We start from the raw sequence: 12033 nt of genomic DNA, 5'->3' as shown, positions 1-12033 counted from the left end.
TTTAGTCTGTAGTTTCCACTAACTTAATTTTTTATCAGCCTTTGTATCTCATCCAGTTTCAATAATGCCTCTACTGGTGTTAATGCATTTACATCCAAATTATTGAGTGTATCTCTAATTTTAACCAGAACAGGATCGTCAATCGCGAACATTTGTAACTGATAAGCCTGGTTCTGTACTTTTTTAATACTGTCTTTAATGCTCTGTCCCTCTGTCCTATCGATTTCTAATTTCTTTAAAATCTCATTTGCCCGGCCAATTAATTTAGGAGGCATCCCAGCCATTTTAGCTACGTGAATACCGAAACTATGCTCACTTCCCCCTGGAATTAACTTCCTCAAAAAGATCACCTTATTAGTCATTTCCTTTACAGAAACATTAAAGTTTTTAATGCGTGGCATGGTATTCGCCAGCTCATTTAATTCATGATAATGGGTGGCAAAAAGCGTTTTTGGCCTCGCTGTTGGGTGTTGATGTAAAAATTCTGCAATGGCCCAGGCGATGGAAATTCCATCATACGTACTGGTTCCACGCCCGATTTCATCCAGCAAAATTAAACTGTCATCCGAAATATTATTCAGGATACTTGCGGTTTCATTCATTTCGACCATGAATGTACTTTCGCCCGAAGAAATATTATCAGAAGCACCCACACGGGTGAAAATCTTATCAACGATTCCTACTTCCGCATCTTTTGCAGGTACAAATGAACCCATTTGTGCCATTAACACAATTAATGCCGTTTGACGGAGAATTGCTGATTTACCGGCCATATTGGGACCGGTAATCATGATGATTTGCTGTGAATCTGTATCCAGGTAAACATCATTGGTAATATATTCCTGTCCGACAGGAAGTTGCTTCTCAATCACCGGGTGGCGTCCACCTTTAATATCCAGCACTTTATGATCAGTTACCTTCGGCTTATTATAATGATTTTTTTCAGCCAGCTGGGCGAAGCATAACAAACAATCTAATTGCGCAATCAGAAATGAATCGAGTTGAATAGGCTTTATATAACCCGCAGTTTCGTACATCAATTCGTTATACAAGCGAATTTCAATCGCCTGAATCTTTTCTTCGGCTCCTAGAATCTGATCTTCATATTCCTTCAGTTCGGGCGTAATGTAGCGTTCAGCATTAACCAGGGTTTGTTTACGGATCCAGCCTTCCGGAACTTTATCTTTGTGCGTGTGAGTAACTTCCAGGTAGTAACCAAAAACGTTATTGAAGGCAATTTTCAGAGATGGGATTCCCGTCGCTTCGGCCTCACGTTTTTGAATCTGAACCAGGTAATCCTTACCGCCAAAAGCAATTTTGCGCAAACGGTCGAGGTCTTCATCTATTCCATCCGCAATCACATTGCCCTTAATTAAAACAGCAGGAGGTTCTGGCTGTAACTCTTTTTCAATACGATCACGAATGGCGAGGCAAGGGTTTAACTGATCGGCAATTTTAATTAGAAAAGGATTTTTTGAATCTGCAGCAAGCTTTTTAACAGATTCGATATGGTAAAGTGCCCTTTTTAAGGCTACCAGTTCTCTTGGTCCGACACGCTGTAAACCTACTTTGGAAATCAGCCGTTCCAAATCCCCAATTTGTTTGATGTGGGTAAGAAATTCTTCCTGTAATACTGTATTGGCCACGAAGTAATCCACCATCCCCAGGCGTTCCTGAATAGGTTTCAGTTCTTTCAGGGGCATAATGATCCATTTCTGCAATAAACGGGCGCCCATTGGCGTGCAGGTATGATCAAGGATGTCAAATAAAGTTACCGCATTGTCGTTTGGTGAATTTACCAGTTCCAGGTTACGAATGGTAAACCTGTCCAGCCACATATAGCGGTCTTCTTCGATCCTGCTGATGGAAGTGATGTGCTGCAGGTTACGGTGTTCTGTTTCACCCAGGTAATGGAGTACGACACCAGCAGCCACAATGCCGCTTTGAAGCCTGTCTACACCAAACCCCTTTAAGGAAGTGACATCGAAATGCTTCATTAAAGTTTCATTCCCGTAATCAGCAGTAAAAGGCCAGTCGTCTAAACCGAAAGTGTAAAAACGGTCTCCAAAATTCTCGGTGAATGTTTGCCTTTTAGATTTTTGAAAAATGACCTCAGTGGGTTTAAAACCCTGCAAAAGCTTATCAATATAATCGCTGTTACCCTGCGCTATTAAAAATTCACCCGTAGAAATATCCAGAAATGAAACACCCAGTTGTGTCTTATCAAAGAAAACACAGGCCAGGAAATTATTTGATTTCTGATTTACAATATTATCACCATAAGCTACCCCAGGTGTAACCAATTCAGTTACACCACGCTTAACAATGGTTTTTGTCGTTTTAGGATCTTCCAACTGATCGCAGATGGCCACCCGCTGACCAGCCCTGACCAATTTAGACAAATAGTTATCCAGAGAATGGTGCGGGAAACCGGCAAGTTCGAGCGCGCCACCATTTGGTCCGGTACCTCTCCTGGTTAAAACAATGCCTAAGATCTGAGCAGTTTTTATGGCATCCTCGCCAAAGGTTTCGTAAAAATCTCCAACCCTGAACAATAATAATGCACCCGGATACTTCGCTTTAATGGCGTTGTATTGTTGCATTAACGGGGTTTCTTTATTCGTGTCTTTAGCCAAAACTGAAATTAATTTGCAAAAGCCATAAAGATAGCATGATTCTGCAATGCAAGGGTGTTTTGTTGAAAAATTGAATAAATGTTTGGAATGTTTAAACGGAAAATATGTAGTATGCCATTATGATGTAGAAACTAAAGCAATGATCACTGAAAGGATTAAAAAAGTAAATCTGAAAACCAACCTGTTACAATTATACGGAAGCTATTTAAAACGTTTTGTTGTGCCGTTTGTTAGAACAATATGATTTAACCTAAAATTAACATTATGACAATTCAACTGAACACCGACAAAAACTTAACCATACACCAGGAATACGAAGAAAAAATTAAAGGTGCCATTACTGATGGTTTAGGCCGTTTTGATGATTTACTTACCCGGATCGAAGTACACTTGTCTGATGAAAACGGAAGTAAAGACGGATTAGATGATAAGCGTTGTCTCCTTGAAGCGAAAATAGTTGGTAAAGAACCCATCGCAGTAACCAATCTCGGTAACACTTATGATTTAGCACTTAACGGGGCTATCAGTAAATTAAAAAGTAAGCTGGAAACCATCGCTGGAAAGCTGAAAGCACACTAACATATAAAAGGCAATTTATTTGCCTTTTTTTATGCCTTGACTTTTTCAAGTTCATTAATATACTGCAGAAACATTTTTAATGCTTTTGTCCTGTCTACTGTTACTTCAAACTGCAATTTATGATATAAGTAATCTTTCAAATCGAAGTTTGATATTTCTGGTAAATTGCTTAAAACTTCATCCCGATGTTCCAGACCAAATTTTAGTGCTGCATTAAATTCAGTTTTAAATTCTGCTGAAATTTCCTTGTTGGCTACCCAGGCTGCATACATAAAAGGCAAACCGGTAAAATTTTTCCACTCTTCGCCCATATCATAGGCAAAAGCGTAATGGCCCTTCTTTCCAAAAGTCCTGTCGCCAATCAACACCAGGGCATCTGTTTTAACGGACTGATCTGTAACAAATTCAACCTCTTTCTTCCAGTGAAATTTCAGCAAAACCTTCGCCAGGTTATTGGAAGTTCTGGAATGTACATCCATTTTTAGTGTTTTGATTTCATGTACCGGAACATCACTGAAAATAAATACAGAATTTACGGCACCATCACTTCCGATGCAATAGTCAGCAACAATGTTGGCATGAGGTACCAATGGAATTGCGGCGACTGGCATTAAACCGATATCTACCTGACCACTAATTACTTTAGCAGCACAATCTGAAGGGATATCTAAACTTAAATCGATTTTATTGATGATATCCGAATGTTCTAATCCGTATATAAAAGCTTTCGTGTTGGTATAGGCAACAGCCGATATTTTAATTTTATTCAAAGTAATATGTTAATGTTTTTGCCAAGCATTTAGCAAGTTATCCAATGACCAAATCATCCAGATGAATGGCGTTATTAAACTCAAGAACTGAAAATTTTCCATCCTCAAAGCCCATTTTGTACAAAACGGTATTCTGATGAGGAAATTCGGTCATTTGACTTAAAGGCTTTCCAAGCAATAAGCATAAAAAAACACGCATCGCACGACCATGCATACAAAGCAAAACTGTTTTTTCGGCTGGCCGGCTGGATAGGATTTCCATGGGGTGCTTAAGTCGCTCGTATACATCCTGAACACTTTCACCACCTTCAAAATGCGCCGTATAATCACCATTTTCCCATGTTCCAAGCATATTTCGAAAAGCTTCACGGGCGGCCTCACTGTTGGGCTGACCTTCCCAAATGCCCCAGGCCAGTTCATCCAGTCCTGAAAGTTTTTCCCATGGCAAACCTGAATCAATAAATTTTTGTACAGTTTGCCAGGTACGTTTCAAATCAGAGGTGTATATTTTATCAAAAGAGATATTTTTATATTGCTGATAGAAAGCTTCTGCCTGTGCCCGGCCCATATCATTCAGATCAGAATTTATACCCCTACCTTGTACTATTCCCTGCTTGTTAAGTTCCGTTTCACCGTGTCTGATGATATAAATTTGCTTCATTTAATAATTGAATTAAAGAATGGCAGAATTTTAAACCGCGAAATATTCACACATTCAAAACTCATTCATTCAAAATTAATTTACTACAGGTAACTTATAATATTGCGGTTTCTTTTCCTCTTCAAAAACAACATGTTCGAAATCGGTAACCACGTTATATAACGTATCGCGTTCTACCGCTTTCCGCCCTACCTGTTTAATCAGGTTAACCAGCTCTTTGGTACTCATTGCCGGGGTTTGTTCTTCTGCTCCGGCCATAGAATAGATTTTAGTGGTATCATCTAAGGTACCATCAATGTCATCCACACCATAATTAAGTGATAATTGAGCAGTTTCCCTGCTGATCATGGCCCAGTAAGCTTTGATATGATCGAAGTTATCCAGGTAAATCCGGGCAATGGCATAATTTCTTAAATCCTCAATTACAGAAGATTCAGGCACATTGCTCATCTGATTGTGCTGGTTCCTGAATTTCAGCGGAATGAAGGTTTGAAAACCACCTGTTTTATCCTGCAATTCACGAAGTTTCTCCATATGGTCAACCCGGTGTTCAAACTTTTCAATGTGTCCATAAAGCATGGTGGCGTTACTCCTCATGCCTAATTTATGCCATTCTTCATGTATCGAGAGCCACTGTTCTCCGGTACATTTATCTTTGGCAATCTGCTCACGGATTTCAGCATGAAAGATCTCGGCGCCGCCGCCTGGCATAGACTGTAAGCCAGCATCTTTCATCATTTTCATGCCGGTGGCATAATCTATTTTCGCTTTCTTAAAAATATAATGATATTCAACCGGCGTTAAAGCTTTAACATGTAAATCCGGACGGTGTGTTCTAATCGCTGTAAATAAGGCCGAATAAAAGGCAACATCATATTGAGGCAAAACGCCGCCCACAATATGCACTTCGGTTACTGGCTCGTCATCATATTTTTTTACGATATCGAGCATTTGCTCCATCGTTAACGCCCAGCCTTCTTCCTTTTGCTTAATTAATCGCGAATAAGAACAGAATTTGCAATCGTAAACACAAAGATTAGTGGGTTCCAAATGGAAATTGCGGTTAAAATAGGTTTTATCGCCATGTCTTTCCTCGCGGATAAAATTGGCTAAAACACCAAGATAACCCAATTCTGCATGTTCGTAAAGGTAAACGCCTTCATCGAACGTAATTCGTTCCTGATGAAGTACTTTATGTGCTATGTTTTGTAATTCAGTTGATAATGACGTATCAGCTAATATTTTTTCAACTTGTTCAGTTGTATTCATTCCTGATTATTTTGAACAAAAATACAATATTGAGGCGATTTGAAAATCATTTTCTTGTAACAAACGGACATTACTGGTTTAATAGCTCCTTAGTTCATCAGTCATTTGTCAGGGCGATTAAACCAAACGCCTAAATTTTAATTTAAAAATGAAAGAAGATTTGCATTTTACCGAGTTCTGACTAATAAACCAATAATTAATGAACCATTGAACCAATAAAAAAAAGCACCTCCTTTCGGAAGTGCTCTCAATTTATGTTTTTCGCAGGTAATTAGTGTTTAATTTGTTGCCGGTGAAAAGGTTAAAACAATGTTCGCTGTTTTGCCACCAAATTCGATTGGTGATTTCATCACCATATTACCTTTTGAAAGTTGTGTCAGCACCAAACGATAACCTTCTGTTACATTTTTAGCTTTATCGCCTTCAAATATTTTTTTGAATTGAAATGTTTCTTCTGAAGGTGTTGCAGACCAGAAAATGGTTTGCATTACCTGACCACAGGTACTTGATGCTGGTAGCGTGTAGGAACCATTTCCACTATTAGTTAATTTCCAGGTACTTCCCTGAAAACATTTGTAAGATTTTTCTCCGAACAAACCTTGGACAGCCTGATCAGGAAGACCTTCCAGCGATACATTGTTTAACACCCATGTACCGGTAATGGTACCTCTACCGCCATTGATACCTGTTGAAGCATTTTTTGTGGAAGAACAACTTTGTAACATCATCAAAGTAGAACATGCTATCGCAATAGCTATAAATAATCTTTTCATTTTAGTTTTTTTAAATTTGTGAAAACAGATACATAAATCCTGCCAAAACAATTATCAAGTTTAATTTAGCGTTAAATTGTTAAATTGCCTCGCGGTTAAAGTACCCTAATAAAAATCATGATGAAACCAGAAACCCTTGCTATTCACGCTTCTAATCTTCTTAAAAATTCAACTGGAGATGTTACGCCACCCATCAATCTTTCTACTACTTTTTTTCGTGATGAAAACGGCGGCTATCCGGGTGGTCATATGTATAGCCGGGTAAGTAATCCAAACCGGTCTGCTTTAGAAAACACTGTGGCTAAGTTAGAATATGGTGAAGATGCAGCTGCTTTTTCTTCTGGAAATTATTGTGGTATGGCCTTATTTCAGGCTTTAAAACCGGGCAGTCACATTATTGCACCGGATGATATGTATTGGGGCATTAAAAAACAACTGCTGACCATTTATCATGAGATCCTGGAATTTGATTTTGTTGATCAAACTGATTTGGATCTCATTCAATCCGCTATTAAACCAAACACAAGAATGATCTGGATGGAAACACCATCCAATCCATTACTGAAGGTTACAGATATTGCAGAAATTTCAAAAATAGCAAAAGCAAATCACCTGACATTGGTTTGCGACAGTACTTTTGCCTCTCCGGTTTTACAAAATCCGATTTTATTAGGGGCTGATATCGTAATGCATAGCAGTACAAAGTACCTCGGCGGACATAGTGATATTCTGGGTGGCATTTTGGTTACAGGCAGGAAAGATGCATTATGGGAGAGAATCAAAAACATCCAGCAAACGGGTGGTGCCGTTCCCTCTCCTTTTGATTGTTATTTATTATGCCGGAGCATTAAAACCCTGGCATATCGCATGAAGGGGCACTGCGAAAACGGAAAGAAAGTGGCAGATTATCTGGTTAGTCATCCAAGAGTAGAAGCGGTTTATTTTCCGGGATTAGAGACTCATCCGCAACATCAAATCGCTAAGAAACAAATGAAAGACTTTGGCGGCATGATGTCTTTTTTAGTTAAGGGCGACGTGGACGCAACCAGTAAAGTAGTGAATCAAGTGAAATTATTTGCGCAAGCTACCAGTCTGGGCGGTGTGGAGAGCTTAATCGAGCACCGCTACTCTGTCGAAGGACCAGACAGTAAAACACCAAAAAATCTGTTAAGAATTTCTGTTGGATTGGAGCATGTTGACGATATTATCGCCGATTTAGCACAGGCGCTGGCCTAAATTCTACAGTTCTATAAGGTTTAAAACCTTATAGAACTAAAAACCTATTTTGGGTTACAAACAGTAACCAACTTCTTCGCATAGTCTGCATTTAAAGGCTCATTGGTTTGTGCTAAACGTTGAGAACCTGTATTTGCAGGGCAGGCGATATCACCAGCTGCATCATAAACCAATTTTGTTCCCGAAGCAAGCAATTCTTTTGGCACATATACCTGTACGCGTGTGGTAGAATAGCCCGAAGGAAAATAACGTACATAATATCCATCAGGATGTTTGGTCCAGATACCGCTGGGCACATCTGCTCTTTGCGGGGCCATACCTGCAATAATTGCATACCGTTCCAGATCAGCATAGGTATAATTTCCTGAAGAAACGAGCTGGCGAATATTGTTTTCAGCTTCAAAAACTGCCTTTAAACCAGATGGCAACTGGTCTTTGGCTTTTTCCATTACGTCAAAGGGCAGCACACCTAATGCGCCGCCTTCTAACATGGTGATCTGTTTTGGCGTCAATAATTTTAATGCAGTAACTTTTACCTGCCCGCTGTAACTTGCAAATTTAGTGCGTGCTATGATGGTCCATAATAAAGCCTGAATATCATGTTGTTCTACTTCAGGGTGATTTTCTGCACTTTTAATGATCGCAATCACAACATCTTCTTTTGAGCCCAATACCGGAGCAAACATATAGCCATCTCCTTTTGACGGGGCGAAGGTACCAGCCATCAAGCAATAACTTTTATTCGTCATTTCATAAAGTCCTTCACAAAGCAGGTATCCTCCTTCCGGATTCTTTGGTAAGAGATATAGTGGTTGTGCCTTGAGTGTGGCCTTAAAATCTGGCATCATTTCTCCCTCGCGGTTTACGTCTTCAAAACTTGTGGTAATGGCACCGGGTTGTTTCAGAAATTTATCCACACCTAAAGCCTTAGCCCCCTGTACAGTTCCAACTTTTAATAATTTGTCTTTTAATCCGCCGAATTGAGCGTTAACTGTGGTAAAACTTGCCATGGTGAGTGAAAGGGCCAGACAAATCATTTTAGCATTTTTCATATAGATGAGATAGGTTATACAAACATAAAATTTTAATGTTAAATAAACTTACCTGAACAATCGTTTTGTGATTACAACATGGAATTGGATTTATTTAATAAAAAATCAGAATTAAATTTTGTTGTTTTAAAATTATTTCAGACATTTGAAATATTATTTGGTAGATCACTAAATAAAAGTCAATCTGAATCGGATTGATTTATAAAGAAGTGGCGAGAGACTGGCTCCGTGACCCACTGGCAACCCTCAGAAAGAGAAGGTGCCAATTCCTGACCGGATAACATGGAGTTAACCGGTGATATAAATTTAAACTGATGAATACTTTAAATCTTCTATCTCACGACGGCACTAGTCTGAAACAACAAACAGCAAATGTTTCCATTAAACTGTTGGTGTGCTGCAATGTGATGTATATGTCCCGTATGTGCTGTTGCATACGGTAATTTAAAAATCTTCCTCTCTTGTTTCTTTTCAAATTGGAAGGTCCCGGTTAACCGGGATACGCCCTGCAGGATAATTTACTTTTCTGATTTGTCCGTTCATTCCACTCATTCTTTAACCTTAATTATTAGAAAATTATGTCAACATCATATAAATTTGAAACGCTTCAGTTGCATGCTGGTCAGGAAGTAGACCCTACAACAGGTTCCAGAGCGGTTCCCATTTATCAGACCACCTCTTATGGATTTAAGAATGCGGAACATGGTGCTAACCTGTTTGCTTTAAAAGAGTTTGGAAACATCTATACCCGGCTGATGAACCCTACAACTGATGTTTTTGAAAAAAGAATCGCCGCTTTGGAAGGTGGTGTAGCCGCACTGGCGGTAGCATCAGGCCAGGCGGCACAATTTATCGCCCTGCATAATATCTTAACGGCCGGAGATCAGATTGTTTCGTCATCACATCTATATGGCGGAACCTACAACCAGTTTAAGGTTGCATTTAAACGTCTGGGCATTCACGTTGATTTTGCAAACCCGGATGTTCCTGAAGAGTTTGAACAAAAAATCACAGAGAAAACCAAAGCCATTTACCTGGAAACCATTGGCAATCCGGCCTTCAGCATCCCTGATTTTGAAAAAATTGCGGCCATTGCCAAAACACATGATATTCCTTTTATTGTAGACAATACTTTTGGTGCAGGTGGATATTTATTTAAACCACTGGAGCATGGAGCAAACATTGTAGTAGAATCTGCTACTAAATGGATCGGCGGTCATGGTACCAGCATTGGCGGTGTGATCATTGATGGTGGAAATTACAACTGGGGCAATGGAAAATTTCCGCAGTTTACAGCACCATCAGAAGGTTATCACGGATTAGTTTTTAACGATGTTTTTGGTATCGGAGGTCCGTTTGGTAACATCCAGTTTATTATTCGCGCCCGGGTAGAAGGCTTAAGGGATCTGGGACCTGCCCTGTCTCCTTTTAATTCTTTCCTCTTATTACAGGGATTAGAAACATTATCACTCCGCGTTCAACGTCATGTAGACAATGCACTTGAGCTGGCTACCTGGCTGGAAAATCATCCTTTGGTTAAAGAAGTACATTATCCTGGTTTATCCAGTAGTCCATACCATAACCTGGCCAAGAAATACTTAAGCAACGGCTTTGGTGGCGTTTTATCTTTCGAATTGAACGGAAGCAAGGAAAATGCCTCTCAGCTTATAGATAGTTTGAAACTGGTTTCTCATTTAGCTAATGTAGGTGATGCTAAAACTTTAATTATCCAGCCTTCAGCCACCACACACCAGCAATTAAGTGATGAAGCCCAACTGGCGGCCGGCGTTAAACCAAATGCACTAAGGGTTTCTGTAGGTATAGAGCATATTGATGATATTAAAGCAGATTTTGAACAGGCTTTTGCGGCTATTGGATCAAAAATCAGTCAGGAATCCCTATAAGCTTAATACCTATTCATTTTACAACATTACAATTTTACCATGAGCACTGCATCAACATATCATTATACCAAGCCATTTAAGCTGGAAAACGGGAAAAAAATTCGGAATCTGCAAATCGCCTATCAAACATATGGTAAACTAAATGCCAATAAAGACAATGTGATTTGGGTATGTCACGCGCTGACAGCCAATGCTGATGTATTTGAATGGTGGGAAGGTTTGTTCGGACAAAACGCACTGTTTAACCCAGAAGATCATTATATTGTTTGCGCCAATGTTTTAGGCTCGAATTATGGAACAACCAATCCATTAAGCATTAATCCGGTAACCGGCCAGCCTTACTATTTATCTTTTCCACCATTTACCATCCGCGATTTTGTTGCCGCACATCAGTTGCTGGCCAGGCATTTAGGTATCGATTCCATTAAATTACTGATTGGTGGTTCATTGGGCGGACAACAGGCTGTGGAATGGGGAATTATCGAACCTTCCAGAATTGAAAATCTGATTTTAGTGGCCACCAACGCGGTACATTCGCCCTGGGGCATTGCCTTTAATGAAAGTCAGCGACTGGCCATTACCACAGACAGGACTTTCTTTGCCAACCAGCCCGATGGCGGCAGTAAAGGTTTAAAAACCGCCAGAAGTATTGCACTCCTGAGTTACAGAACCTACCATGCTTATGGCAGTACACAGGTGGAAAGTGTAAATGATAAAACGGATCATTTCCGGGCCTCCTCCTATCAGAATTATCAGGGTGAGAAGCTGATTAAACGCTTCAATGCTTACAGTTATTATTATTTGACCAAAGCTATGGACAGCCACAATGTAGGGCGCAACAGAAAGAGTATTGCTGAAGCTCTAAAATTAATCAAAGCAAATACCTTAGTTATTGGTATCGAAAATGACTTTCTTTTTCCGGTGTCAGAGCAAAAATACCTGGCAGATCAGATCAATGATGCAACATTCGCGGTGATTCATTCTGAATATGGTCATGATGGTTTTTTAATTGAAACCAATGCCTTAACCAACATCATCGGCAACTTTATCAGAGAAAGCCGGGATAAGAAAATTATTAAGCTACAGCATACGGCCTGATAAGGTGGAGGGTAAAAGATTAAATAAAAGCGAGGCTAAACGAATTAAAAAATAT

The 12033-nt window shown here is 39.6% G+C and carries 10 protein-coding genes and 1 riboswitch; of the genes, 4 read left to right on the top strand and 6 right to left on the bottom strand.

Annotation, left to right across the window (positions count from 1 at the left end; all coding sequences use genetic code 11):
- Positions 1 to 23 precede the first annotated feature (23 nt).
- On the bottom strand, positions 24 to 2636 hold the full coding sequence (gene mutS, locus CBW18_RS12140) for a DNA mismatch repair protein MutS (protein WP_088301608.1): 2613 nt from the start codon (positions 2634 to 2636) through the stop codon (positions 24 to 26).
- A 264-nt stretch (positions 2637 to 2900) separates the two neighbouring features.
- Between mutS and CBW18_RS12130 the strand changes: the two genes are divergently transcribed.
- The gene (locus tag CBW18_RS12130) at positions 2901 to 3215 is read left to right on the top strand and encodes an HPF/RaiA family ribosome-associated protein (RefSeq protein WP_088301606.1); all 315 of its coding nucleotides are present in this window, start codon (positions 2901 to 2903) and stop codon (positions 3213 to 3215) included.
- A gap of 29 nt (positions 3216 to 3244) precedes the next feature.
- On the opposite strand, the gene CBW18_RS12125 is transcribed toward CBW18_RS12130, so the two are convergent.
- From CBW18_RS12125 to CBW18_RS12110, 4 genes are all read right to left on the bottom strand, one after another.
- Complete coding sequence (locus tag CBW18_RS12125; RefSeq protein WP_088301605.1) at positions 3245 to 3985, bottom strand: menaquinone biosynthetic enzyme MqnA/MqnD family protein; 741 nt, start codon at positions 3983 to 3985, stop codon at positions 3245 to 3247.
- Between the two features lie 37 nt (positions 3986 to 4022).
- A complete protein-coding gene (locus CBW18_RS12120) occupies positions 4023 to 4646 on the bottom strand; it encodes a histidine phosphatase family protein (RefSeq protein WP_088301604.1) in 624 nt (207 codons plus the stop codon).
- Positions 4647 to 4721: 75 nt separating this feature from the next.
- The gene (gene mqnE / locus CBW18_RS12115) at positions 4722 to 5915 is read right to left on the bottom strand and encodes an aminofutalosine synthase MqnE (protein WP_088301603.1); all 1194 of its coding nucleotides are present in this window, start codon (positions 5913 to 5915) and stop codon (positions 4722 to 4724) included.
- 278 nt (positions 5916 to 6193) lie between these two features.
- A complete protein-coding gene (locus tag CBW18_RS12110; RefSeq protein ID WP_253249023.1) occupies positions 6194 to 6688 on the bottom strand; it encodes a lipocalin family protein in 495 nt (164 codons plus the stop codon).
- Positions 6689 to 6808: 120 nt separating this feature from the next.
- Here CBW18_RS12110 and CBW18_RS12105 point away from each other — a divergent pair, with 120 nt between their 5' ends.
- On the top strand, positions 6809 to 7924 hold the full coding sequence (locus CBW18_RS12105; protein ID WP_088301601.1) for a PLP-dependent aspartate aminotransferase family protein: 1116 nt from the start codon (positions 6809 to 6811) through the stop codon (positions 7922 to 7924).
- Between the two features lie 44 nt (positions 7925 to 7968).
- Here the strand turns inward: CBW18_RS12105 and CBW18_RS12100 are convergent, their stop codons facing one another.
- Positions 7969 to 8976: a hypothetical protein gene (locus CBW18_RS12100; RefSeq protein ID WP_088301600.1), complete on the bottom strand. Its 1008-nt coding sequence runs from the start codon at positions 8974 to 8976 to the stop codon at positions 7969 to 7971.
- A gap of 196 nt (positions 8977 to 9172) precedes the next feature.
- Positions 9173 to 9283, top strand: a riboswitch (SAM riboswitch).
- A gap of 271 nt (positions 9284 to 9554) precedes the next feature.
- Here CBW18_RS12100 and CBW18_RS12095 point away from each other — a divergent pair.
- Together CBW18_RS12095 and metX are read left to right on the top strand one after the other, a co-directional pair.
- Entirely contained in the window at positions 9555 to 10880 is a 1326-nt protein-coding gene (locus CBW18_RS12095) for an O-acetylhomoserine aminocarboxypropyltransferase/cysteine synthase family protein (protein ID WP_088301599.1), read from the top strand.
- Positions 10881 to 10919: 39 nt separating this feature from the next.
- Positions 10920 to 11978 (top strand): homoserine O-acetyltransferase, encoded by a 1059-nt coding sequence (gene metX / locus CBW18_RS12090; RefSeq protein ID WP_088301598.1) that lies wholly within the window; start codon positions 10920 to 10922, stop codon positions 11976 to 11978.
- The last annotated feature ends 55 nt before the right edge of the window (positions 11979 to 12033 follow it).

The organism is Pedobacter sp. AJM (assembly GCF_002197755.1).
In the GTDB taxonomy this organism is placed as follows: Bacteria; Bacteroidota; Bacteroidia; order Sphingobacteriales; family Sphingobacteriaceae; genus Pedobacter.
Note: the sequence above shows the minus strand (reverse complement) of the source record. Positions and strands in the feature narration are given on the sequence as shown.

Excerpts from the sequence above, each read along its gene's own strand:
- CBW18_RS12130 (WP_088301606.1), top strand. The coding sequence starts at position 2,901 with ATGACAATTCAACTGAACACCGACAAAAACTTAACCATACACCAGGAA.
- CBW18_RS12120 (WP_088301604.1), bottom strand. The coding sequence starts at position 4,646 with ATGAAGCAAATTTATATCATCAGACACGGTGAAACGGAACTTAACAAG.
- mqnE (WP_088301603.1), bottom strand. The coding sequence starts at position 5,915 with ATGAATACAACTGAACAAGTTGAAAAAATATTAGCTGATACGTCATTA.
- CBW18_RS12110 (WP_253249023.1), bottom strand. The coding sequence starts at position 6,688 with ATGAAAAGATTATTTATAGCTATTGCGATAGCATGTTCTACTTTGATG.
- CBW18_RS12105 (WP_088301601.1), top strand. The coding sequence starts at position 6,809 with ATGAAACCAGAAACCCTTGCTATTCACGCTTCTAATCTTCTTAAAAAT.
- CBW18_RS12100 (WP_088301600.1), bottom strand. The coding sequence starts at position 8,976 with ATGAAAAATGCTAAAATGATTTGTCTGGCCCTTTCACTCACCATGGCA.
- CBW18_RS12095 (WP_088301599.1), top strand. The coding sequence starts at position 9,555 with ATGTCAACATCATATAAATTTGAAACGCTTCAGTTGCATGCTGGTCAG.
- metX (WP_088301598.1), top strand. The coding sequence starts at position 10,920 with ATGAGCACTGCATCAACATATCATTATACCAAGCCATTTAAGCTGGAA.